Here is a 22,470-nt window from a genome sequence, read left to right on the forward strand (position 1 = left end):
GCGCGTTCCGTGGTGGAGTGGCGTCCATGACCGACCAGCTCTCGCTGCCGCTGCCGGCCCCGCCGGAAACCGACCCGGACCTTCTGGTGCCGGCGCGCATGGTCAACGAATGGGTCTATTGCCCGCGTCTGGCTTATCTGGAGTGGGTGGAGGGTGCCTGGGCGGCCAACGCCGACACCGAAGAAGGCAAGCGCGTCCATGCCCGCGTCGATGCCGGGCGCGGCAAACTGCCGCCCCCAGAGGAGGCCGACGCGGCACCACCCTTTCAGGTCCGCTCCATCGAGCTGGCCTCCGACCGGCTGGGCCTGGTCGCCAAGATGGACGTACTGGAGGGCGAGGACGGCGTCGTCACCCCCATCGACTTCAAGAAAGGCAAGCGCCCGCACGTCGAGGGCGGCGCCTACGAGCCGGAGCGCGTGCAGCTCTGCGTCCAGGCCCTGGTTCTGGAGGACAACGGCTACCGCGTCGGCGAGGGCTTCCTGTGGTTCGCCGGCAGCCGCGAGCGGGTGCCGGTCACCTTCGACGATGACCTGCGCGCCCGCACGCACGAGGCGGCATCCGCCCTGCGTCTGGCCGCGGCGGCGCGGCGCATCCCGCCGCCGCTGGACAACAGCCGCAAGTGCGCGCGCTGCTCGCTGCTGCCGATCTGCCTGCCGGACGAGGTCAACCTGTTCCGCACCGGCGGCCCGCCGCGCACGCCGCCGCCGGCCGCCGACGCAGCGCTGCCTCTGTACGTCCAGCAGCCCGGTGCGCGGGTCGGCAAGAGGGGCGACGTGCTGGTCATCTCGGCAGAAAGCGAAGCGGATCGCGAGGTTCCGGTGGGCGAGGTGTCGGAGCTGGTGCTGGCCGGCCCGGTGTCGCTGTCCACCCCGGCGCTGCACGCGCTGGTCAAGGAGGAGATACCCATCGCCTGGATGAGCAGCGGCTTCTGGTTCCTGGCGACCACCGGCGCCCGCGGCCCGCGCAGCGCGCACGTCCGCGAGGCGCAGTACGCCGCGCGTGGCGACGCGTTCCGCCGGCTGCTGTTCGCCCGCGACTTGGTGCGTGCCAAGCTGCGCAACCAGCGCACCATGCTTCGCCGCAACTGGCGCGGGCCGGAGGCCGAACGCGAGCACGCCACCGAGACGCTGAAGCGGCTGGCCGACCGCACCGTCAAGGCCGCCGGCCTTCCCGAACTGTTGGGGGTGGAGGGCGAAGGAGCCGCGGTGTATTTCCGTGCCCTGCCGTCGCTGTTCTCGGACAAGGTGGCCGAGTTGCCCGCCTTCGCCTTCGAACGGCGGTCGCGCCGGCCGCCGGCCGACCCGGTGAACGCCTGCCTGTCGCTGTGCTACGCCCTGCTGACGCGTGCCTGCGCGACGGCACTGGAGATCGCCGGGCTCGACCCGTGGGCCGGCCTCTACCACGCCGACCGGCCGGGCCGGCCGGCTCTGGCGCTGGACTTCATGGAACCGCTGCGGCCGATCCTAGCAGATTCCACGGTGCTGACGGCGTTGAACAACGGTGAACTGTCGCCCGCCGACTTCATCACCGCCGGTCCCGGCTGCAACCTGACGCCGGGCGGGCGGCGGACGCTGATCCGCGCCTACGAACGCCGCCTGGACCAGGAAGCGTCCCACCCGCTGTTCGGCTACCAGATCTCCATGCGGCGGATGCTGCACGTCCAGGCGCGCCTATTTGCCCGGCACCTGCTGGGGGAGATCGACGCCTACCCGCATTACTGCCCGCGCTGAGAAAGGAGGTTCACATGGCCGGCAACGAGCGGCTGTACATCGTGACCTACGACATCGGCGACCCGAAGCGCGGACGGCGGGTGTTCAAGGCGATGGAGGCCTATGGCCGCTGGCTCCAGCTCTCGGTGTTCCAATGCCGGTTGACCCCGCGCCGCCGTGCCGCACTGGGGGCGCGCCTGGACGGGATCATCAAGCCCTCGGAGGACCACGTGCTGATCATCGACGTCGGCCCGGCCGACGCGGTGGACCCGCGCGTGGAGAGCCTCGGCCGCCCCTTCGAGACGATCACGCGCGAGGCGGTGGTGGTATAAGCGGCCGGGAAATCATAGACTGAAGCGCCGCCGCCCGCCACGCGAGCGGTTCGGTGCACGCAGAACCCCGGGACCCGCTCGAAAGAGCGCAGGCCTCTTGATATCAAAGGATTCTTGGACATTGTGAAGAACAAAACGGAACAGCCGGGAGCGGCTTGGCGAACCGGATCGTGGAGCGCTCGAATCCGGGCTGTTTTTCGGCTATAAAACAGCGAGGTGCAATATGCCGACTCATCCTGGGCGGAAACGCCCAGGCCTCGTTGAAGCCCGTGAGAGAGGGTCAACACAGCGGCGACCACACCTCATCCTGGGCGGAAACGCCCAGGCCTCGTTGAAGCCGGCCTGTCAGGAGCCGTCTGTGTACGACAGCCTGGCCCTCATCCTGGGCGGAAACGCCCAGGCCTCGTTGAAGCATCAGCGCCGGATAGCGCAGGGGCGTCGTGGTCTCGCCTCATCCTGGGCGGAAACGCCCAGGCCTCGTTGAAGCCCGGCTGCTGTCGACCAACCTCCACGCCGTCGTGCCGCCTCATCCTGGGCGGAAACGCCCAGGCCTCGTTGAAGCACGACGCTGCGGTCGTAGGTGCTGCCGAGAACGATGCGCCTCATCCTGGGCGGAAACGCCCAGGCCTCGTTGAAGCAGCCAGACCTTCGTCTTGGCTTCGTCCTGGCGGCAGCTCATCCTGGGCGGAAACGCCCAGGCCTCGTTGAAGCGAGATCCGAACTCGGCTTGATCTCTCGCACCACCTGCTCATCCTGGCCATCCGTTATTCGCCGTGGTTCGTTTGCCAAACGATGCGTGATAACCATAGATTATCCCACACTATTCCCCCCAAGCAGCCCTCTACCAGCCACACGGAATAACAGATAGCGGTGGGAGCGTAGTTGGATCGTAGTTCATAACGACTGCGCTTGCGTTTTGGCGGATCGCTCCCACCTTCAGCGTGCACGACCATGACGGCGCTTCCATGAGCACAATGCATCCCACCAGCATCCGCCTCGCGACGCCGGAGCAGGCAGCTTTGATCCGTCGCATCGCTGGCCTGCTGACCAAACGCCCGCATCTGGCCGAAGCGCTTCGCATCACGCTGGACGCAACCCTCGATGCCTTCGAGCGGAACACGGCCCAGCATCCACCGCCGGGATTCGCCGACATGCCGGCGGCCATCGTCGCCCTCCAGCAAACCGTGCGAGGTCTTGAGCAAACCGTGCAAGGTCTTGATGAGCGGCTCGCCCGATTGGAAGCTCCACACCCAGCCGGGATGCCGTCCCCAGTAACCGAGGAGCCCCGGCCATCAGAGAGCCAGGCGGCAGCGCGGCAGCCCCTTTGGACCTCCGGGCTCGGCAGGAACAAGCGCCTGACCGGCGCGGGCAAGGCCGAAGTGGAGCGGCGCCTCAACGCCGGCGACAGCCTGACGAGCATCGCCAAAACCCTGGAGATCACCGTGGCGGCGGTGAAGGCCCGGGCCCGCAAGCTCGCTGTGCGAGCGCCACGCCCCTCAACCGCCAAGGTCGCGGTGCCGCCGCCGGAACCCACCGCCGAGTTGACCGACGCGCAAAGGACCGCACGGTTGCGCGGCTGGTTGAGGGCCGGCATCACCGACGAGGGGCTGGCGCAGCGCCTCGGCGTGTCCCTGGAGGAAGCCGCGGCGCAGCGCCAAGCCTACGCCAACGGAGCCATCCAGGCCGAGGAGGCCCATGACGCGGCTTCTTCCCACGTCCCATCCACTTCCGCCGGCGATGAGGCACGCCCCACGCCGCCCACGCCTTGGACGGTCGGGGTGGGGCGCGCGCGCCGCTTGACGCCGGAAGGCGAGCGCCGTTTGCACGATCTCATCCGCACCGAGGCGTCGAACAGCGCCATCGCGCGCGACCTTGGCATCGACGAAAGTCGCGTGCGCCGGATCCGGCGAGCGACGGTCGACAATGGCACAGCGGCGGCGGGCAGGCGTGCGCCCGATCCGGCATGAGGGAGGCGCGCCGCGGGTCCAAGCGGATGCGGGAACCACGGGAGTGTGACGCTCAGCCATCCTGGAAAATAGAGCTAGAAAACAAGTAGCGGTTGCGCAAGGCGTCAAACCCGATGCCGGGGCACGCTTGGTGAATCGCCTCCACCCGCTGGTTTCGGTTTTCCGTATAGTTGTTGGTCCGCGCCGAGGACACATCGGCGATGGTCAGGATCTCCTTGCGCCAGCTCGGCCACTTCTGGCGCACATTGCTGAAGCACGTGCTGACCGCCTGCGGCAGGTCTTTCTGAAACCACTGTGCGTACCGGGCTTCCGCCTGGCGGCAAGATTCGCACCGCACGATTCCCCGGAACTCCAAGCCATGATGATAGGCTTGTTGCAACGGCCGGTTCGTCGCCAGATACCTGTCGAGCGCTTCCTGTTCGGTATCCGTAAGCGTGTACTTGTTCAGCAGGCTTGAAATCAATACACGACGAGCATCAACCGATATTTTAACGCCTGAGGCAAATTTTTTCGCGGCTTCCCACTGCGATTTCAGGATCATTTTTACGACATGCAGACCGCACGCGATGATTTCCTGGCGAGGCTTGACGTTTCGGACGGCTGACCGCAGCACGTCCGACATGTCCATCATGACGAACGACACGCTCTCGAGGCCATCCAACGCCCGGAAGTATTGTGTCAGCGCCGCGACGGCGTCCTTGTCCTTCTCGCCGACCGGCCAGAGATCGAACGGCCGCCTCGCCACAATGTCGGTGAGGTTGGTCATGCGCATCTTGCCCGACTGGAAGCCGTCGACCCCGAGGATGTCGGGCACCGGCAGGGTGTGGCTGCGCCTCAAGTCGGCGACGCGCTCATCGCGCAGCACGCGCACCGTCGCCTCGCTCACGCCGAAGGCACGCCCCACCTCGGCTGCCGGCCGAGCCAAGGCCTGTTTGCCGATGTTGTCGAGCGTAACCAGTGACATCCGGTGGTTCGCAGCGATCCACGGGGGCGCCGGCGTGACGGTTTTGGTCTTGGCATCCGGGTTGTCCCGGCAGGCGGGGCAAATGTAGCGCTGCGGCTTGAGATGCAGCACGGCCGGCCGGCAATTGATTGGGCAGAGCGTCACCTTGCGGGGATCGCCGTAGCCGTGGCTGACCATGCGCGACCGGCAACAGGGGCAGAAGAGTTCCTGCAGTTCCATGACGGCCGGGATGGCGTAGCTGCCATCCTCCTGCACGACGGGCGGCCCCACCAGGCGGGCGCCCCGCGGCAGTTCGACGGCGAACACGCCCTCGACCGACTGCCTCGCGGGGCTGGCGTTCGCCGCCATGATGTCCCGTTCCCAACCATCGCGCCCCCCGCCCTGCTGGCGGGGAATCGCCCTCGCGAGCACCCTGCCCGTGCGCCAGCAGGACCGCCGTTTTCAAAAGCGTGCGGCTAAGGCCTTGATCGGGAAGCCGCTTTCGGCGTCGGCCGGGACACGTCGTCGAACAGGGGCACGGTGATGCCCTGGACCACCACGCGGGCGTCCACCGGACGGTCCGGGACGAGGCGCAGGAACCGGGTCGCGCGCAGCAGGCGCCGGCCGTCGGCCGGCAGGAGCGCCGCGCTGGACCAGTGCAGGCGGTACCACTCGGCCCCGCAGACCACCGCATCGATCCATGCCCCGCTGTTTACGAGAGCGCACGGGTCGCGCAGGCGGTCAGGCCTCTGCACGTCGCGTCCGACATCCCCCGCCAGCCAGTCGTGAACGGCGAGGGCGACGTGAAGCACGGGGAGGGTCGGCTTCACCTGCCGGGTGTAGAAGTTCTGGACGTGGTGCGGTTGCTCGACGCCGGGGAACACACGAACGCCCCGCGCCAGCGGAGCCAAAACGACCACCATGGCCTCGCGCCAGTGCGTGAGCGTTTGCGGCCCGGCAGGGCTGCCATCAAGATGCTGGATCGCCGTCAACGCCACCGGGATCCGTTCGCGGACGACGCAGCGCACGGTGTCCGACAGAACCTCGTGCGCCAGGCGCAGGCTCAGACGCTTGCTCTTGTCTCCGTAAGCGCCGGTCCCGCCCACCGTGCGCATGGCCCGATAGATCCGTTCCGCGGCTTCAGCAGGGGTCTTCGGCTCGATCAACGCACCAAGGATCGCCGCCCTGGCCTTCCGGGTCACATCGGCCGGGTCCCGGCCTGCCTGGGGATCGGGATACGGAACTCGCACGATGCGGCTGGTCGCCATGGAACGCCCTCCAATGCTCGCCGAGGGGACCTCGGCGGCGAGGACGTGGGTTCCTTGGCCGAATGACAAAAATCGAAAGGATGAATGCGCCGTGGCAAAGCCCGGGTGGACAGCCGCGCATGGCCGTCTGGTCGCGCGTGCCGGCATGCCGTAGAGTTCCCGTTTGGTTCCACCCGAGGCTGAACGATGGATCTGCAACGACCACGCCACGGCGTTCTGCTGGTTCGGGACAGCGAAGGCCGGCGGCACGCCGTCCGCGCCACCGCCGTGCTCGCTGTGCACGAACTGGACGATCCCGGCACCACCGCTCTTAGTCTGCCCGCCGGCAAGTTGCTGATCCTGGACGCCGCATTCGAGGCCGTCGTCGACGCCCTGGAGTGGCCGCGTCCCGCCTGACGGCGTCGGTCACGGAGATCTCCAGCGGCCATCCCGTGGAGAGGGAGGGATTCACGATGGATCACACCGGACCGCCCGCCGCCTCCGGCAGGGGCATGGGAGGTCGACTGCAATACACATGGCAGGCATGCGCCAGACGCATTTCCGCTGGACATCGCACGAACCCTGATCCGGTTCAGCGGCCTCCGGCCGCTTCCCTCCTCAACCGGATGCCCGACCATGTCCTGCTCACCGCCCTCCCCCATCCGCCCGATGCCGGTCAACGACAACACCGGCCGGACGGTACCGTCCTTCGAGCGTCCGGCCGAGATTGCCCCCGCCAGCACGCCGGCCGACCTCCGCGACGAAGCGATCGACACGACCGGGTGCGCGATCCTCATCCCCTGGCCCGACCGGCTGCCGGTGCTGCCCGAGGAGGTTGCCGTGGTCCGCGGCTGGCTGGGCGACCTTCTCACCACCGTGCTCAGCGCCAACGACAACCAGTCGTAGCCTCCCACGCGCTCGCCGCCGCAGTCCTTGCCGGTTCCCGCGAGCCCCATCCCGTGTGCTCCCGGAGCTTTCTTCCATGACGAAGCGCGCCGCTCTCTACCTTCGCGTCTCGACCAGCCGGCAGGCCGAGAGCGACCTGTCGCTCCCCGACCAGCAACGCCAGTGCACCGCCTACTGCGAGTTGAAAGGCTGGACGGTCGCGGTGATCTTCAGCGACGGCGGTCGGACCGGCACCGACGGTGACCGACCGGGCCTGCAACGGCTGATGGACATGGCGGCCCGTCCCGACCGCCCCTTCGACGTGGTGGTCGTCCACAGCCTGTCGCGCTTCTTCCGCGACCAAGTCGAACTGGAACTCAGTTTGCGCCGGCTGCGGCGGGCCGATGTCGAACTCATCAGCATCACCCAGGAGTTCAGCGACGACCCGACGGGCGACCTGGTGAGGCGGATCATCTCCCTGTTCGACGAATTCCAGAGCCGGGAGAACGCCAAGCACACGCTGCGCGCCATGGAGGAGAACGCGCGCCAGGGCTTCTGGAACGGCTCGCAGCCGCCCCTGGGCTACAAGGTCGTCGCTGCGGAGACGCGCGGCACCAAGGAGAAGAAGCGCCTGGCGATCGACGAGGCCCAGGCGGTCACCGTCCGCCTGATCTTCGATCTCTACCTGAACGGCGACGGCCAGTCCGGGCCGCTTGGCGTCAAGGCCATCACGTCCTGGCTGAACCAGCGGGGGTTCCACACCCGCAACGGCGGCCGCTTCGCGATCAAGGCCGTCCACGACATCCTGAGGCGCACGACCTACATGGGCCTGCACTGCTTCAACCGCGTCGAGGCGAAGACCGGCCAGCGCAAGCCCGACGACAAACTCGTCCCCGTCCCCGTGCCGGCCTTGATCGATGCGGCGGCCTTCGCCCGGGTTCAGGAGAGGCTCGCCGCCCACAACCCGAAGCGGACGCCTCCACGAGTGGTCAACGGTCCCTGCCTGCTGACCGGGATCGCGGTGTGCGCGACCTGCGGCGGCGGCATGACCCTGCGCACCGGCAAGTCGGGGCGCTACCGCTACTACACGTGCGCGACCAAGGCACGTCAGGGTGACACGGCCTGTCCGGGCCGCAGCGTGCCGATGGATCTGCTGGACAGTGTGGTGCTCGGCGCGCTGTCCGATCAGCTGCTCCAGCCCGACCGCCTCGCCGTCCTGCTCGACGAGCTCGCGCAGGACACCATCCGGAACCAAGCCAAGGAGCGCGAGGCGCTGGCCGTCCTGGAGCGGACTGTGACCACCATCGATCAGAAGGCCCGCCGGCTGCTTCAATCGATCGAAGCCGGGGTGATTGACCCGCGCGACGATACAGTGCGCACGCGCATGGCGGAATTGAAGGAGGAACGGCGCCTGGCCCAGGAGGCGGTGGTGGCTGCCGCCACCCGCCTCGGCACCGGTCCGGTCGTGGTGACGCCGGCCAAGGTCGCCGCCTTTTCCGCCCTGTTGCGTGACAAGCTGGCGACCGGCCCTGTGGCCTTTCGCAAGACGTATCTGTCGCTCTTTGTCGGGCGGGTGGAGGTTGACGACGCGCTGGTGCGGGTGCTGGGTTCGACGCGACGGCTCAGCGCCGTTGTCGCCTCCGACGGCGGCGACGCCTTGCGATCGGTGCCCAGTTTTGTACGGAAGTGGCGTCCCCACGGGGATTCGAACCCCGGTTACCGCCGTGAGAGGGCGGTGTCCTAGGCCTCTAGACGATGGGGACGTCGTTCGGCGTGGGCGGTTATGTACCCAAACGCCGGACCCGGTTCAAGCTTTTTCGCACGCATCCGCGGCAGTTTTTATGAAGGCGTCCACCGCCCACCCCGGCGTGTCGAACGCCGTCACCAGACGCAGCATCGAACCATCCCAGCGGTGGCAGCGGAACCCCGCCGCCTCCAGCGCCGCCACGGCCGTGTCCGGCAGGCGCACAAACACCTCGTTGGCCTCCACCGGGAAGGCGATCTCCGCCCCCGGCAGCGCCGCCAGCCCCGCCGACAAACGATCGGCCATGGCGTTGGCGTGGCGCGCCAGACGCAGCCACAGGCCGCCGGCAAGCCACGCCTCCAGCTGCGCCGAGACGAAGCGCATCTTCGACAGCAAATGTCCGCCGCGCTTGCGCAGGAAGCCCAGATCCTCGGCCAGCGCCGGGTTGAAGACCACCACCGCCTCCGCCGCCAGACAGCCACCCTTGGTGCCGCCCAGCGACAGCGCGTCCACCCCCGCCCTCCAGGTCAACTCCGCCGGCGAACAGCCCAGGCGCGCCACCGCGTTGGCGAACCGCGCGCCGTCCATGTGCACCGCCAGCCCGGCGCGGTGCGCCACATCGGCCAGCGCCGCCACCTCCTCCGCGCGGTAGATCGTGCCGGCCTCGGTGGCCTGCGACAGGCTGAGCGCCGCCGGCTGCACCCGGTGCACGACACCGATGCCCGCCCCGGCCAGCGCCCGCTCAAGCGTCTCCGGCGCCAGTTTCCCCGCCTCGCCCGGCAAACCGACCAGCTTGGCGCCACCGGTGAACAGCTCCGGCGCGCCGCACTCGTCGACGGCGATGTGCGCCTCCTCGTGGCAGTAGACAGCGCCGTAGGATGGTGTCATCGCCGCCAGCGCCAGCGAATTGGCCGCGGTGCCGGTGGCCACCGGGAACACCGCCACCTCGGTCTCGAACAGCGCGGCGAGTTGCGCCGTCAGACGCTCCGTCCACTCGTCGGCGCCGTAGGACGAGGCGGTGCCGCGCGCCGCCAGCGCCAGCGCATCCACCACCTCTGGCGCCGCGCCCGCCACGTTGTCGCTGCGGAAATCGTATCCGGTCATGGCAGCACCGCCGCTTTCCCAGTGGTCACCGCCGGCACGACGCCGCCGGTGCGCGGATCGAGGATGTAGAGCTGGTCCGGGCCGTCCGGCACCGTCACGCGGAACACCAGCCGGTTGCCGGCCGGCACCAGTTCGCCGATGCGGGTGCCGCTGGGCAGACCAAGAGCCACGACTCCGCCGGTGACCGGCGGCAGGGGCCGCTCATCGGGCGCCGCTTCGCGCGGTTGCTGCTGCTCCGCGGTGTGGCGGGAGAAGCGCTTGACCGCCTCGATGCCCAGATAGGCATAGCCGGCCAGGATGAACACGCCCATGATGATCAGGGCCGCCTTGAGAACGCGCACGGTTTCGGTCCAATCTCCGAGGATTATGCAGAACGACGAACGACCCACCCCAGGCGGACGGCTGCACACCGTCGCCGTTCCCGACACCGCAGCGGGCGAACGCCTCGACAAGGTGCTGGCCGCCGGCATCGACGACCTGTCGCGCTCGCGCGCCCAGGCCTTGTTGGAGCAGGGCCATGTCCGCTCCGACGGGCGGACCATAACCGACGCCTCGCAGAGGGTCAAACCCGGCCAAAGTTTCGACGTTTTCCTCCCCGAAGCTGAGCCCGCGACGCCTAAGGCGCAGGATATCCCGCTCCAGGTGGTCTACGAGGACGACGACGTGCTGGTGCTCGACAAACCCGCCGGGCTGGTGGTCCATCCGGCCGCCGGCAACCCGGACAACACGCTGGTCAACGCGCTGCTCGCCCATTGCGGCGACAGCCTGTCGGGCATCGGCGGCGTCAAGCGGCCGGGCATCGTCCACCGACTCGACAAGGACACCAGCGGCCTGATGGTGGTCGCCAAGAACGACCGCGCCCACCACGCGCTGACCGAACAGTTCTCCGGCCGCTCCTTGAGCCGTACCTATCAAGCGCTGGTGTGGGGTGTGCCGACGCCCAAACAGGGACGGATCGAGGGCAACATCGGCCGCTGCCCCACCGACCGCAAGAAGATGGCCGTGGTCACCGGCGGCAAACCGGCGGCCACGCGCTACACCGTGCTGCGATCCTTCCATGGCGCCGCGGCGCTGGTGGAATGCACGCTGGAGACCGGGCGCACGCACCAGATCCGCGTGCACATGACGCACATCGGCCATCCGCTGGTCGGCGATCAACTGTACGGCCGCAGCCGCTCCACCCGCGCCCGCGGCTCCAAGGGGGGCGTCAAGGCGACACCGCTGCCGGAACCCCTGCGCGGCGCCGTTGTTGGCTTTCCCAGGCAGGCCCTGCACGCCGTAGGCCTGTCCTTCGTGCACCCGCGCACGGGCGAGCGGCTGCGCTTTTCCGTCGATCTGCCGGACGATCTGCGCGCCCTGATCCGGACCTTGGAATGATTATAAAGAGGCTATACCCATGCCTCCGGCTTGGTTATTGTAAGGGGTGGCGGGAACGCTGCGGCGTGGCATACTTGAAGTCCAAAACGGTCTGGTGCTCGTAAAAGGCATATAAGAGACCGAAGAGAGGGTTAGACATGGCGACACTGTCCAGCGTCCCGGTCATCAGTGCGGAAAGCAATCTCTCGCGCTACCTGCAGGAAATCCGCAAATTTCCGATGCTGGCGCCGGAGGAGGAGTACATGCTCGCCAAGCGCTGGCAGGAGCATGAGGATTCCAACGCCGCGCACAAGCTGGTGACCAGCCACCTGCGCCTTGTGGCGAAGATCGCCATGGGCTACCGCGGCTACGGCCTTCCGCTGTCCGAACTGATCTCGGAGGGCAACGTCGGCATGATGCAGGCGGTCAAGCGCTTCGACCCCGACCGCGGCTTCCGGCTCGCCACCTACGCCATGTGGTGGATTCGCGCCGCCATCCAGGAATACATCCTGCACTCCTGGTCCTTGGTGAAGATGGGCACCACGGCCGCGCAGAAGAAGCTGTTCTTCAACCTGCGCAAGCTGAAGGGCCAGATGCAGGCTATCGAGGAAGGCGACCTCAGCCCCGAGCAGGTGACCCAGATCGCCACCAAGCTGGAAGTGCCGGAGCAGGACGTCGTCAACATGAACCGGCGTCTGGCGGCTCCCGATCACTCGCTGAACGCGCCGCTGCGCGCCGAGAGCGAGGGCGAGTGGCAGGACTGGCTGGTCGACGAAACCTCGAACCAGGAGATCAGCCTCGCCGAGAACGAGGAGCTGGGCAAGCGCCGCAAGCTGCTCCAGTCGGCGATGACCGGCCTCAACGAGCGCGAGCGCGACATCCTGGTCGAGCGCCGGCTGCGCGACAACCCCACCACCCTGGAGGATCTGTCGCAGAAGTACGGCATCAGCCGCGAACGCGTCCGCCAGATCGAGGTGCGCGCCTTCGAGAAGCTGCAAAAGGCTATCAAGAACGCGGCGCTGGAGCAGAAGCTGGCGGGGTGAGCGGACGGCGCGGACGGCGCGCGGGTCAGTCCCCGCCGGTCCGCCCGAACCAGATGCTGACCAGGGCGGCCAGCGCCACCAGCGCCAGGAAGCCGTTGACCGCGATGAGCAGCACCGGCGGGATGCGCGGCGTGTCGGGGTGCGGCGGCGGCGGGCCGGCAAAAATCTGACGCCAGATCGCCGCGCCGAAGCAGAACGCGCTGAACGCCACCAGGATGGTGCCGACGCCCCAGATGCCCCACTCCGGGATGACGCCGGCCAGCAGCTTCTTGGCACCGACACCGCTCGCCAGCGCCGCCAGCCCGGTGCGGACCCACGCCGCGTAGGTGCGTTCGGCGGCGAAGACCGTGCGGTCGGCGGCCAGTTGGGTGCGGCGGTCGGCGCTGTCCTGGGGTTGGCTTGGCGGTTTGTCCTGCGGCGGCTGCGTGTCCATGCCGACGTCCCTTGAACCGATCATCGGGCAGGGAACGGGGCGGGCCGCCGATTGTTCACGCCCGGCTGTGCCCGGACGGCCAATTTCTTTCAAATCACTACGGGCGAGTCACGGCGGGCAAGTCATGCCAGCGGCGCTTGATCGCTTCCATCGAGCGCCGCCGGTAAAACCCGACAGATCAATGCGATAGCTTTCGCCCTTTGCCACGGGCAAAGGGCTGCCGCCAGCGCTTTTGGAACAAAAGCGCGATAGGCATTGATCGAAAGGGTGATGCGGACGACGCCTTCAGGCGTTGGCCGTATCACTGGACAGCGGCCGAGCCGACGTCTCCAGCGCCATCATCGAAGCCGTCACCGGCAACGTCCGGCCCCCATTCCTGCACCAGCGCAACCTTGCGCTGCTTCAGCGCGTCGATGCGCCCCTCGGAGCGCATGACCTCGGTGTTCGCCACCGCCGGCGGGATACCGAAATAGAACGCCCACCCAACCGCGGCGGCGCCGTACACCACCAGCCAGGTCAGCGGATCGGCAAACAGCTTCAGCGCCGCGGTGACGCCGCCGCCGTGCTTCCACAGGTCGATGGCGTAGGGCAGGCAACCGCAGAAGTTCAACCCGCCAACGGTGATCGGCGCCGGCTTCTCCGGATCGCGATCGGTCACATAGGCGACCATGGTCGGGATCATGCCCAGACCGAACAGGATGGTCGTCGGCAGCACCACCAGCCCCGCCGGCAGCAGGAGCAGCAGGAGGGTCCAGATGCTCAACCGCTTCTTCTTGCGCTTTGCGGCGCCGCGCGGGGGAGGTTTCTTCGCCATGGGTGCGTGTCTCTTCCGGTCTAGAAGGCGAAGTACAGAATGATGCCGGCCACCAGCAGCGTCGAGACGACGCTGGAGGCGATGGCCGCCACCTGACGCCCGGTCGATGCGATGATGCCTTCGCGGTCACCGGCGGTGTGCCGCAGCCGCTCGATCTCGGCGGTGGCCTCGCGGTAGGCGATCTGCGCCGCCTCGAACTCGGCCTTGTCGCGGCGCAACGCGTCGGGATCGTCGACGATCTTCAACAGTTCGGCCAACCGGCCGTTGTGCGCCGCGGAGTCGGCGTGGCGGCGCACCTCCTCCTGCTGCGCGCGGTTGTGGAAGCGGCGGAACGCCGGGTCGAGCATCGACGCCACCCACGCACACAGGTGCGGCAGCGGCTCGGTGCCGGTGCGCACCTGCACGTCGGCAAGGATGGTCAGCATGGCGATGATGCGGCGCATCGGGTCGATGCTTGCTGCAAGCTGGCCGTACAGGATCTCCTCGGTGCGCTTGTGGCGGGCGGCGAGGAAGGCGGCGATGTGACGGTCGATGGGGTCCTTGTTGCGCTCGCCGCTGGACGCCGTCCACTCCAGCCCGCGCAGCACCTCGGCGGGCGTCACCGGGTACTGGTTCACCACCAGCGGGCTGATGCAGGGCATCGCCGGGTTCACCTCGTACAGCACACGCTCCAGCCCCAACCCCGGCGCGGTGCGGTCGAGGAAGGTGCGCAACTGGTCGAAGCTGTGCACCAGCGGCACGAATTCCGGCCTGAAGTCGGTCTGGACGCTCACCCAGAACATGGGCAGCTGGTTGCCGATGATCTCGGCGACGGACTGCGGCGACTCGCCGCGCAGGAACGCCTCGGCCAGCGCCGGGCCGACGCCGTCGGGCAGCACCGCCTTGCCTCGGTAGCGGATGGGGGCCGCCGGGTCGAGCGCCATGCAGACGCGCGCCACCAGCCGGTCCGTGGCGCTGCCGCCCTTGCCGGTCGACGCGGTCTGGATGGCGTTGGCGACGGCGTCGGCGCGGACCTCGTCGGCCATGCTGCGGCGCAGCCACTTGTCCAGTTCGCCGCTCTCGATCACCGGGGTTGCCGGCACCGGCGTGCGGCCATAGGCGCGCGACAGCGTGCGGCAATACCAGTACTCCTGCCCCTGGAACTCCATGGGGCGCGCCGCACGCTTGGGGATCTGCGGCTGCTTGGGGCTGAGGCGGCGGCCCGACAGCCAGAGGTCGAGGTCGTTGAGCGTCCAGCGCTGCTTGGGATCGTCCACCAGCAGGCCGCGGACCACCTCGCCAATGGCGAGCGGCAGGCGCATCTGCCCGACCAGCGCCGGGTACGAGCCGCGCTCGATCTTAGCCTGGATCAGCGCCTCGTCGTCCAGCCCGGCCGCCGGGTTGCGGCCCAGCATCAGGATCAGCAGCGTGATGCCCAGCGAGTAGAGGTCGTCGCTGATGGTGCCCGTGCCGCGGCCGGACGGCATCGCCATGCCGCGCTCGATGGTTTCCAGCAGGACCGGCTGGCCGTAGCCGGGCGGCGCCGACACGCCCTCGCCCAGCATCAGCGTGCCGGACGCCAGATCGCGGTAGAAGAAGTTGGACGGCCGGATGGCACCGTGCACCACGCCACGGCTCGACAGCTCCTTCAGCGCGCTGACGACCTGCTGCACCACCTGACGGGTCAGTTGCTCCTCAGGCATGGGCTCGATCGGCTCGGCCAGCGAGTTCATCAGCCGGCGGCCGGCCGGCTTCTCGAACACCATGCAATAGCGCCGCGCGTTGTCCGGCGGCCAGTCGATCACGCCCCAGTCAAGCAGCTTCATCAGCGCCGGGTTGTCGACGTTGGCGAAGGTGGACACCACGTCGGCACGCGGCAGCACCGCGCCGTAGCAGATGATGGCGAAGGGCTCGGTGCCCTTGCCGCGCAGCGAACGCGCCGCGAAGGCGTTGCCGCCCACCGCGTTGAGCCCGGCCAGCGGCGTGCCCGGCACCACCTCGTAGCGTTCGGCGAGTTTGACCGAATCACTCGACATGGCGACGGTCTCTCGATACGCGGTCTGGGCGTCGGGCGGTGTGGGGAGTTATTTTCCTCGGTCTCGGCACGCGGCGGGGCCTAGCTAGCGTCGATGAGGGAAAATAGCCGTTTCATGAGGCGCGGTCGAGTGCGGCGGCGCGGCAAAGCGCCGCTCCCGGCGGGTGTCGCCTGCGCGCAGCTTGGCTCGACGGGAAAGGGGAAAGACCGTACAAATATACTCGCCACACGGGAATGGTCCCGGACGGCACACTGGAGGGTAAGACCATGCGGAAACGCTGGCGTCTTAGCCTTAAGGTTCAGGTGACGGCGAAGGGATTCAGGGTCCGCTTCGCCGTCGAGTACCTGAACGAACACGGCGGGGAGGTCCGGGAAACCGGGCCTCCCTCCCCTCCAAGATAGGGCAGACGGGACACCGATGCAACGGGGAGAGCGGAGCCCCCTCCCCCTATCAGTCGGCGAACGGGTCGTGCATGAGGATGGTGTCGTCGCGCTCGGGGCTGGTGGACAGCAGCGACACCGGGCACTGGATCAGCTCCTCGATGTGGCGGACGTACTTGACCGCCTGCGCCGGCAGCTCGGCCCACGTGCGCGCACCCTGGGTGCTTTCCTTCCAGCCCTCGAAGGTCTCGTAGATCGGCTCGACGCGCGCCTGGGCGCTCTGGCCGGCCGGGAAATAGTCCAGCTCCTGGCCGTCCAGGCGGTAGCCGACGCACACCTTGATCTCGTCGAAGCCGTCCAGCACATCCAGCTTGGTCAGCGCGATGCCGTCGATGCCGCCGGTCTTGATCGCCTGACGCACCATCACGGCGTCGAACCAGCCGCAGCGGCGCTTGCGCCCGGTGACCGTACCGAATTCGCGGCCGCGCTCGCCGATCTTGTCGCCGATCTCGTTGAGCTGCTCGGTCGGGAACGGGCCGGAGCCGACGCGCGTCGTGTACGCCTTGCAGATGCCCAGCACGAAGCCCACCGCCCGCGGCCCCATGCCGCACCCGGTGGCGGCGTTGCCGGCCAGTGTGTTGGACGAGGTGACGTACGGGTAGGTGCCGTGGTCGATGTCGAGCATCGAGCCCTGCGCGCCCTCGAACAGGATGCGCTTGCCGGCGCGGCGCAGCTCGTCCAGGCGCTTCCAGACCACCGCCATGTAGGGGAGGATCTTCGGCGCGATCTCCTTCAGCGGACCCATTAGGTCTTCCGCCTTGATCTCGGTCGCACCGAGGCCGCGCAGCGAGGCGTTGTGGTGGAACAGCAGCTGCTCGACCTTCTCGGCCAGCACCGTCTCGTCCGTGAGGTCGCACAGGCGGATGGCGCGGCGCGCCACCTTGTCCTCATAGGCCGGGCCGATGCCGCGGCCGGTGGTGCCGATCTTCGAGGCACCGCGCGCCTCTTCACGGGCGCGGTCGATGGCGCCGTGGATCGGCAGGATCAGCGGCACGTTCTCGGCGACCAGCAGGTTCGACGGGTTGACGTCGACACCCTTCTCGCGGATGCCGTCGACCTCCTTGAGGAAGGCCCACGGGTCGAAGACGACGCCGTTGCCGATCACCGACAGCTTGCCCGGCCGCACCACGCCCGAGGGCAGCAGGCTCAGCTTGTAGGTCACGCCGTTGATCACCAGCGTATGGCCGGCGTTGTGGCCGCCCTGGAAACGGACGACGACGTCGGCCCGGCTGGACAGCCAGTCGACGATCTTGCCCTTGCCCTCGTCGCCCCACTGGGCGCCGACCACCGCCACATTGGCCATGTCAGTCTCCGAAAAAGAACGGGTGTGTTCCCTAGGGAACAATTGGTTCGCTACTCCGCCGACGACACCGTGCCGCCGGTATACACATGGCTGCACGCCAGACGCCGGGCTTCGCTCCGCTCGTCCGCCGCGGGCTCCAGCCCGGCCACCGTCACCCAGCCCTGGGCGCGCAGGTCCGCCGCGGTCCCGACCGGGGTGCCGTGCGGCACGAAGACCCGCTTGGGCGCGGTCGGCGCCGGCACGGCGCGCAGAACGCTGTCCATATAGAGGGTGAACCCGGTGGCGGGCTCGCCCTCGTCTTCGCCGCCCGAGCGGATGCCGGCGCGATAGCGCCCGCCGCCGCCCAACTCGCCGCGCACGCCGCGGGCGAACAGGGTGAAGCTGAGGCCGGTCTGATATTCGAAGCCGCGGTGCTCGACCAGGTCCACGGTGACCGTCAGGTCCGGCCGCGCGGCGCGGATCAGCCGCACCACCTCGGTCAACCGCCGGCGATCCTTCTCGGCCGCTTCGGGAAGCGCCAAACCAGCCAGCGCCGCCATGGCGCGCTCGGCCGGGCCGGACGCGGCGATGAGCTTTTCCAGCAACTCCGCCGCCGGACCGCCCACAGCAGCCACCGCGGCGGCGTCCTTGCGGTCGAGCGCGGCGCGCAGCGTCGCGGTGGTGTCGTCGTCCAACCCCAGCGCCCGACAGACCAGCGGCACCATGGTCGGCACGCAGAGGTCCACGGACAGGTGACGCACGCCCACGGCGTCCAGCGCGCCGGCCGCCAGCAGGACCACCTCGGCGTCGGACTCGGGCTGGAGGACGCCGATGATCTCGACGCCGACCTGGGCGAACTGCCGCTCGGGCCGCATCTGCGAGCCCTTCACGCGCAACACCTGCCCGGCGTAGCACAGGCGCAGCGGGCGCGCGGACTTGGCGAGGCGCGTGGTGGCGATGCGGGCGATCTGCGGCGTCATGTCGGCGCGCACGGCCATCATGCGCTGCGACAGCGGGTCCATCAGGCGGAATGTCTGCTTCGCCATGGCGACGCCGGAGCCGGACAGCAAGCTCTCCTCGAACTCCACCAGCGGCGGTTTCACGCGCTCATAGCCATAGGCGGCGAACGCCGCCATCAGGCGCTCGATCGCCGCGGCTTCGTGCGCGGCCTCGAGCGGCAGCACGTCGTGCAGGCCTGCGGGCAGCAGCGCGGAACTGGACGGGTTGGGCATGGCTCGAGCGGGTTCGTTCATGGTCGGCGTGCACGGCACGATTGGTCAGCGTGCGCAGCACGGGCGCACGGAGGCGGTCAATAAACGACACGCCGCTTCCGTGCAAACGGAAAAGCCCGCATGCCCCCTATGCCGCCGCGGATAAGCAGGCCGTGACATGAGAAACCGTCTAAAGTTTGTCATTGAATTTATCCGAAAAAAGTCCGAATCCTGAACTGTTGCAGGGCACAGCGGCGAGACGGCGGACAATGGCGGGGATCCGCAGCAGCAGCTACGAGGTCCAGCTCTACCAGCAGGACCACTGGGTCATCGACTGCCGGTTCGATGCCGAAGCGGAGGCGCGCGCCTACGGCAAGAAGATCATTTCGGCCGGCAAGATCGAAGGTTTCCGCATCGTCCGCGACTGGAAGCGCCCCGACGGACGCCATGTCGAGACGCAGATCTGCGAGGAATTCCGCGCGGTCTCCAACGCCATCACCATCTCCCCTCTCGACGAGGCGCCGGCCGTCTGCCGCAAGGCGGAACAGACCTACGCCGTCGAGAGCCGCATGGCGATGAACCGCCTGCTGCGCGGCTATGTCGAGCGCATGGTCGTGACCCCCACCGAGATCATGCACAATTACCAGGAGCTGAAACGCCTCCTGGACAAGGACAACATCGTGCCGGCGGCGGTCGGCCGCGTCGCCGCGCTGCAAGCGGAGTCGAGCGGCCAGGACAGCCGCTCGCGGCGCGACGAGCTGTACGGCTTCGTCAACGAAGTGACCGAAAAGGCGCGCCGCGCCTCGGCGCGCGAGGATCTGCCGCAGATCTCCGACAGCGGCTTCCGTCCGGCCTTCGAGGCGCTGGGCGCCAAGGAGACGCCGGAGGATCGCGACTTCTACGCCCGCGTGGTGCTGTCGCGCGACCTCGTGCAGATGCGCAACTGGCTGGCCAAGCTGGACTTCCTGTCCGAGTTGGTGCGCGAGGATGGCGGCCTGACCGACGAGCCGCTGACGCTGATCGACGGCGTCATGGCCGACGTGCTGGGCGCGCCCTCCGTGGCGCAGGAGCTGCTGGGCACTCAGCGCAACCTGGCCGAGGCGCTGTGCAACCTGATCGACCTGTCGCGCGGCCGCCTCGACGCCACCCACCGCGGCGAGGAAGACCGCGCCCTGCACCTGAGCGAGCTGCTGGCCTTCAATGCGCTGGACGCGACCCGGCTGGTCATCGTCGACCTCGTGCGCCGGCAGCTCAAGAGCGCGCAGCCGCTGTACCGCAACGATCCCGCGGCCGAGCGCGACGCCTTCGACATGGTGCTGGGGCGCGTGCTGTCGCCGGAGGGCGTGATCGGCGGCGGCGGCATGGCGGAGGCGCTGATCCAGCGCTACATGCGCTTCCTCGAAGCCGGCGGCGCCACCGGGCGGCGGCAGGCGATCAACGACGTGCTGGCCCGCCTCGCCGACGCCAAGGACCGTGTCCGCTTCCTGCTGGCGCTGTCCGACTCCGACCTGGGCCGCCAGCACGCCGAGGACATCGCCGGCATCCTCCAGCAGCTCACCGGCGACCCGGCGGCGGCGGCCCGCTTCGTCGACCGCGCCCAGCCGATCAAGGTCAACCTGGAGCAGCTCACCAAGCTGTTCGCGCAAATCGTCGAATCCACCGCACCCGAGCCGCTGCGCACGCGGATCGGCGACAACGTTGACGATCTGCTGTGCGCCTACATCGTCAACAGCAGGGTGGTCGAGCGTCTGGACAACCCTGCCGACATCCTGCGCCACCGCGCCAACCGGCTGATCCAGCTCTGCGCGCCGGGCACGCTGCGCAGCCGCAAGGCGCTGGACATGGTGCGCCAGCACGTCGTCAACCATCTGCGCCAACCCAACTTCGAGCGGCGCTATGTCGAGGACATCGTCGATCCGGCCATGCAGGCCAAGCTGCTGCGCGATTTCTTCAAACTGCTGGGCGACGCCGGGTTCCGGTAAGGCTCACGTCCGCACCGCCTTGACCCGCTCGATCAGAAGGCGGGCGGCCTCGTCGGCGGCGTGCTTGTCCAACTCGCGGTGGCGCGCCCGCAGGGCCTCGGCGGCCACGTCCAGAGCCACCAATTCCCCCATGCGCCCGACCATGAAGCTGTAGGCGTAAAAAACCGCGGATGCGTCTTCGTCCGTCAAACAAACCATCTGCCAGCCACTGAACCGGCCCAAAACCAGGGGTATGGAGAGAATGGCACACAACTGGTGACAGCGACTTGATAAAGATTAACCAAAGCGCATCTGGCTTAAAATTTTCGCACAACGCTTGCAGTTAAGACAAAGATAGAATTGCCTCACTGTTCGGAACCGCCGTTGCGGGTATGAATTTTCCTCCCGCAAGGCGCCGCCGTCAAGCGGCATAACACTGCATGCCGCGCAACACAATCCGTATCACAAGCCTACTCTGTCGCAGGGCCGGACGGCCCGACCCGTGATACAATACATTTGTGCGCAAAGTTCCGGCGCATTGCTACGTAACACGGGACGTGCCACATGGCCGACACACCCACCATGAGCCTTCGGGTTCCACACAACGCCGAAATGCGCAAGGCCCTGCGGGAAGCGGCCAAGGCGATGCGGCAGGGGCAGGTCTCGGCCGAGGCTCTGCTGGCGTGGCTCGCCAGCCGGCTGTCGACCGACCATGGCTTGACGGAACGCGTCGAGGCCATCGAGGGACGGCTCGCCGCCTTGGAAACCGCCATGGAGCGGCAGCATCCCGCCCAGACACACACGTTGTTCCGTCACGCCGCCAAGGGCGATTGACCCTACCCCGCCCTACCCGGCCCGGCCGGTGAGCGCGCGGTAGAACATTTCGATCTCGACGAGGCGACCCGCCTGATCGTAGCGCCCGAGATCGACCGCCACGCGCGGGCGCCGCTCACCGGCGGCCAGCCGCAACGCTTCCACCAGCGCACCGACGTCCTCCAGCGGCACCAGTTCCGCCGGGAAGCCGGGCAGGATCGCCTCGGCCCCGGCGGTGCTCGTGGCGACGACCGGCAGGCCGGCGTCCAGCGCCTCCAGGAACACCAGCCCGAACGGCTCCTCGCGCGACGCCGAGACGAACAGGTCGAACGCCTGATAGAGGTCGCGCGCGTCGCTGCGAAAGCCGGTGAAGACCACGCCGGGCGGGGCGCTTTGTTCCAGCCGGGCGCGTTCCGGCCCATCGCCGACGATCACCAACCGCGCGTCCGGCAGCGCCGCGCGGCGGAACGCCTCGATCAGCAGGTCGGCGCCCTTTACCGGGATCAAGTGGCCGACGAAACCGATAACGAAAGTCTTCTCCCCCGCCCCGAATTCGCCGCGCAGCCGCGCCACCTCGGCGACGTTCAGCCGCCGGTGCGGCTGGTACCACAGATCGATGCGGGCGACCCGCCCCTTGTAATCCGGCGAGACGCCGGAGCGCTGCCAGTCCGTCGTGCAGATCAGCCCGGCGGCATCGCGGAAGGACTTGTGCCGATAGTCGAGGTGAATGGTCGCGGCGACCGGCACCCGGCCGGCCAGTTTGGGCAGCAGGCGGCTCGCCCGGCCACCGTGCGCGTGCACCACGTCCGGCTTGAAGCGGCGCAGCGCCGCCCAGGCCTGGAGCCTCCAGAACGGCCACCGCAGGCTGACGACGCGCACCCCCGGATCGAGCCAGTCACGGATCGACACGCCGTTGCCGTCGGCGCAGTCGCTCCGCAGCATCAGCACCACGTCGTGCGTCTTGGCCTGGGCGTTGACCAACTCCGCGACGTGCCGCTCGGCGCCGCGGAAGCCCTTGGACAGAATTGCCTGGAGGATGCGCACGCCCGGTCAGCCCTACAGGGGAAAGTGGCCCGGACGATAGGAGGTGCGCCGAACAGCGTCAACGGCCGGCGGACGGCTGGCCGCACCAGTGGTTTGCGCGTGGGATTCAACGCCGCGCTTGCGCTTG

20 protein-coding genes, 1 tRNA gene, 1 pseudogene and 1 CRISPR repeat array are annotated in these 22,470 nt (G+C 68.4%); of the genes and pseudogenes, 10 read left to right on the forward strand and 12 right to left on the reverse strand.

Annotated elements, in window-relative coordinates; genetic code table 11:
- The first annotated feature begins 26 nt into the window (after window positions 1-26).
- The 3 genes from cas4g/cas1g to ACSVDD_RS16620 all read left to right on the forward strand — a co-directional run bounded on the left by cas4g/cas1g (window position 27) and on the right by ACSVDD_RS16620 (window position 4,008).
- A complete protein-coding gene (gene cas4g/cas1g, locus ACSVDD_RS16610; protein ID WP_448190490.1) occupies window positions 27-1,730 on the forward strand; it encodes a CRISPR-associated endonuclease Cas4g/Cas1g in 1,704 nt (567 codons plus the stop codon).
- 14 nt (window positions 1,731-1,744) lie between these two features.
- Window positions 1,745-2,041, forward strand: a complete 297-nt coding sequence (gene cas2 / locus ACSVDD_RS16615; RefSeq protein WP_448190491.1) for a CRISPR-associated endonuclease Cas2 — start codon at window positions 1,745-1,747, stop codon at window positions 2,039-2,041.
- Window positions 2,042-2,270: 229 nt separating this feature from the next.
- A CRISPR array of direct repeats spans window positions 2,271-2,752; the repeat unit is 38 nt; unit sequence CCTCATCCTGGGCGGAAACGCCCAGGCCTCGTTGAAGC.
- Window positions 2,753-3,006: 254 nt separating this feature from the next.
- Window positions 3,007-4,008, forward strand: a complete 1,002-nt coding sequence (locus tag ACSVDD_RS16620; RefSeq protein ID WP_448190492.1) for a hypothetical protein — start codon at window positions 3,007-3,009, stop codon at window positions 4,006-4,008.
- A 52-nt stretch (window positions 4,009-4,060) separates the two neighbouring features.
- Here the strand turns inward: ACSVDD_RS16620 and ACSVDD_RS16625 are convergent, their stop codons facing one another.
- Both ACSVDD_RS16625 and ACSVDD_RS16630 read right to left on the reverse strand, forming a co-directional pair.
- Window positions 4,061-5,320, reverse strand: a complete 1,260-nt coding sequence (locus tag ACSVDD_RS16625) for a transposase (protein WP_448190493.1) — start codon at window positions 5,318-5,320, stop codon at window positions 4,061-4,063.
- Window positions 5,321-5,427: 107 nt separating this feature from the next.
- Window positions 5,428-6,219: a hypothetical protein gene (locus ACSVDD_RS16630; protein ID WP_448190494.1), complete on the reverse strand. Its 792-nt coding sequence runs from the start codon at window positions 6,217-6,219 to the stop codon at window positions 5,428-5,430.
- 186 nt (window positions 6,220-6,405) lie between these two features.
- Between ACSVDD_RS16630 and ACSVDD_RS16635 the strand changes: the two genes are divergently transcribed.
- The 3 genes and pseudogenes from ACSVDD_RS16635 to ACSVDD_RS16645 form a co-directional block, all read left to right on the forward strand.
- Window positions 6,406-6,615, forward strand: a complete 210-nt coding sequence (locus ACSVDD_RS16635) for a hypothetical protein (protein ID WP_448190495.1) — start codon at window positions 6,406-6,408, stop codon at window positions 6,613-6,615.
- Between the two features lie 219 nt (window positions 6,616-6,834).
- The gene (locus tag ACSVDD_RS16640; RefSeq protein WP_448190496.1) at window positions 6,835-7,104 is read left to right on the forward strand and encodes a hypothetical protein; all 270 of its coding nucleotides are present in this window, start codon (window positions 6,835-6,837) and stop codon (window positions 7,102-7,104) included.
- 76 nt (window positions 7,105-7,180) lie between these two features.
- Window positions 7,181-8,203: pseudogene (locus ACSVDD_RS16645) on the forward strand (recombinase family protein); the annotation flags it as partial.
- Between the two features lie 567 nt (window positions 8,204-8,770).
- Here ACSVDD_RS16645 and ACSVDD_RS16650 read toward each other — a convergent pair.
- The 3 genes from ACSVDD_RS16650 to ACSVDD_RS16660 form a co-directional block, all read right to left on the reverse strand.
- Window positions 8,771-8,846: transfer RNA gene (locus ACSVDD_RS16650), tRNA-Glu, on the reverse strand.
- Window positions 8,847-8,890: 44 nt separating this feature from the next.
- Entirely contained in the window at window positions 8,891-9,931 is a 1,041-nt protein-coding gene (locus ACSVDD_RS16655) for a threonine aldolase family protein (protein ID WP_448190497.1), read from the reverse strand.
- The gene (locus ACSVDD_RS16660) at window positions 9,928-10,272 is read right to left on the reverse strand and encodes a hypothetical protein (RefSeq protein WP_448190498.1); all 345 of its coding nucleotides are present in this window, start codon (window positions 10,270-10,272) and stop codon (window positions 9,928-9,930) included. Before ACSVDD_RS16660 ends, ACSVDD_RS16655 begins: the two co-directional genes overlap by 4 nt.
- A 25-nt stretch (window positions 10,273-10,297) precedes the next feature.
- Here ACSVDD_RS16660 and ACSVDD_RS16665 point away from each other — a divergent pair, with 25 nt between their 5' ends.
- Window positions 10,298-11,308 (forward strand): RluA family pseudouridine synthase, encoded by a 1,011-nt coding sequence (locus ACSVDD_RS16665; RefSeq protein ID WP_448190499.1) that lies wholly within the window; start codon window positions 10,298-10,300, stop codon window positions 11,306-11,308.
- Between the two features lie 137 nt (window positions 11,309-11,445).
- Entirely contained in the window at window positions 11,446-12,330 is an 885-nt protein-coding gene (gene rpoH, locus ACSVDD_RS16670; RefSeq protein WP_448190500.1) for an RNA polymerase sigma factor RpoH, read from the forward strand.
- 25 nt (window positions 12,331-12,355) lie between these two features.
- Here the strand turns inward: rpoH and ACSVDD_RS16675 are convergent, their stop codons facing one another.
- From ACSVDD_RS16675 to ACSVDD_RS16695, 5 genes are all read right to left on the reverse strand, one after another.
- The gene (locus tag ACSVDD_RS16675; protein ID WP_448190501.1) at window positions 12,356-12,763 is read right to left on the reverse strand and encodes a YidH family protein; all 408 of its coding nucleotides are present in this window, start codon (window positions 12,761-12,763) and stop codon (window positions 12,356-12,358) included.
- Window positions 12,764-13,064: 301 nt separating this feature from the next.
- Window positions 13,065-13,577, reverse strand: coding sequence for a hypothetical protein (locus tag ACSVDD_RS16680; RefSeq protein ID WP_448190502.1), 513 nt, complete (start codon window positions 13,575-13,577; stop codon window positions 13,065-13,067).
- Between the two features lie 20 nt (window positions 13,578-13,597).
- A complete protein-coding gene (locus tag ACSVDD_RS16685; RefSeq protein ID WP_448190503.1) occupies window positions 13,598-15,592 on the reverse strand; it encodes a protein kinase family protein in 1,995 nt (664 codons plus the stop codon).
- A gap of 450 nt (window positions 15,593-16,042) precedes the next feature.
- Window positions 16,043-17,335, reverse strand: coding sequence for an adenylosuccinate synthase (locus ACSVDD_RS16690; RefSeq protein WP_448190504.1), 1,293 nt, complete (start codon window positions 17,333-17,335; stop codon window positions 16,043-16,045).
- A gap of 50 nt (window positions 17,336-17,385) precedes the next feature.
- Window positions 17,386-18,546, reverse strand: a complete 1,161-nt coding sequence (locus ACSVDD_RS16695) for an ATP phosphoribosyltransferase regulatory subunit (RefSeq protein WP_448190868.1) — start codon at window positions 18,544-18,546, stop codon at window positions 17,386-17,388.
- A gap of 248 nt (window positions 18,547-18,794) precedes the next feature.
- Between ACSVDD_RS16695 and ACSVDD_RS16700 the strand changes: the two genes are divergently transcribed.
- A complete protein-coding gene (locus ACSVDD_RS16700) occupies window positions 18,795-20,507 on the forward strand; it encodes a hypothetical protein (RefSeq protein WP_448190505.1) in 1,713 nt (570 codons plus the stop codon).
- A 3-nt stretch (window positions 20,508-20,510) separates the two neighbouring features.
- Here ACSVDD_RS16700 and ACSVDD_RS16705 read toward each other — a convergent pair whose 3' ends face one another.
- Window positions 20,511-20,696, reverse strand: coding sequence for a hypothetical protein (locus ACSVDD_RS16705; protein WP_448190506.1), 186 nt, complete (start codon window positions 20,694-20,696; stop codon window positions 20,511-20,513).
- 354 nt (window positions 20,697-21,050) lie between these two features.
- Between ACSVDD_RS16705 and ACSVDD_RS16710 the strand changes: the two genes are divergently transcribed.
- Complete coding sequence (locus tag ACSVDD_RS16710; protein WP_448190507.1) at window positions 21,051-21,320, forward strand: hypothetical protein; 270 nt, start codon at window positions 21,051-21,053, stop codon at window positions 21,318-21,320.
- 12 nt (window positions 21,321-21,332) lie between these two features.
- On the opposite strand, the gene ACSVDD_RS16715 is transcribed toward ACSVDD_RS16710, so the two are convergent.
- The gene (locus tag ACSVDD_RS16715) at window positions 21,333-22,343 is read right to left on the reverse strand and encodes a glycosyltransferase (RefSeq protein WP_448190508.1); all 1,011 of its coding nucleotides are present in this window, start codon (window positions 22,341-22,343) and stop codon (window positions 21,333-21,335) included.
- Between the last annotated feature and the right edge of the window lie 127 nt (window positions 22,344-22,470).

It is taken from the genome of Azospirillum terrae, from assembly GCF_053470425.1.

Bases quoted from the DNA above. Each gene is read 5' to 3' on its own strand.
- ACSVDD_RS16665 (WP_448190499.1), top strand. From the start codon at position 10,298: ATGCAGAACGACGAACGACCCACCCCAGGCGGACGGCTGCACACCGTC.
- cas4g/cas1g (WP_448190490.1), top strand. From the start codon at position 27: ATGACCGACCAGCTCTCGCTGCCGCTGCCGGCCCCGCCGGAAACCGAC.
- ACSVDD_RS16685 (WP_448190503.1), bottom strand. From the start codon at position 15,592: ATGTCGAGTGATTCGGTCAAACTCGCCGAACGCTACGAGGTGGTGCCG.
- ACSVDD_RS16630 (WP_448190494.1), bottom strand. From the start codon at position 6,219: ATGGCGACCAGCCGCATCGTGCGAGTTCCGTATCCCGATCCCCAGGCA.
- ACSVDD_RS16635 (WP_448190495.1), top strand. From the start codon at position 6,406: ATGGATCTGCAACGACCACGCCACGGCGTTCTGCTGGTTCGGGACAGC.
- ACSVDD_RS16695 (WP_448190868.1), bottom strand. From the start codon at position 18,546: ATGCCCAACCCGTCCAGTTCCGCGCTGCTGCCCGCAGGCCTGCACGAC.
- ACSVDD_RS16675 (WP_448190501.1), bottom strand. From the start codon at position 12,763: ATGGACACGCAGCCGCCGCAGGACAAACCGCCAAGCCAACCCCAGGAC.
- cas2 (WP_448190491.1), top strand. From the start codon at position 1,745: ATGGCCGGCAACGAGCGGCTGTACATCGTGACCTACGACATCGGCGAC.
- ACSVDD_RS16655 (WP_448190497.1), bottom strand. From the start codon at position 9,931: ATGACCGGATACGATTTCCGCAGCGACAACGTGGCGGGCGCGGCGCCA.
- ACSVDD_RS16710 (WP_448190507.1), top strand. From the start codon at position 21,051: ATGGCCGACACACCCACCATGAGCCTTCGGGTTCCACACAACGCCGAA.
- ACSVDD_RS16640 (WP_448190496.1), top strand. From the start codon at position 6,835: ATGTCCTGCTCACCGCCCTCCCCCATCCGCCCGATGCCGGTCAACGAC.
- ACSVDD_RS16680 (WP_448190502.1), bottom strand. From the start codon at position 13,577: ATGGCGAAGAAACCTCCCCCGCGCGGCGCCGCAAAGCGCAAGAAGAAG.
- ACSVDD_RS16690 (WP_448190504.1), bottom strand. From the start codon at position 17,335: ATGGCCAATGTGGCGGTGGTCGGCGCCCAGTGGGGCGACGAGGGCAAG.
- ACSVDD_RS16625 (WP_448190493.1), bottom strand. From the start codon at position 5,320: ATGGCGGCGAACGCCAGCCCCGCGAGGCAGTCGGTCGAGGGCGTGTTC.
- ACSVDD_RS16620 (WP_448190492.1), top strand. From the start codon at position 3,007: ATGAGCACAATGCATCCCACCAGCATCCGCCTCGCGACGCCGGAGCAG.
- rpoH (WP_448190500.1), top strand. From the start codon at position 11,446: ATGGCGACACTGTCCAGCGTCCCGGTCATCAGTGCGGAAAGCAATCTC.
- ACSVDD_RS16700 (WP_448190505.1), top strand. From the start codon at position 18,795: ATGGCGGGGATCCGCAGCAGCAGCTACGAGGTCCAGCTCTACCAGCAG.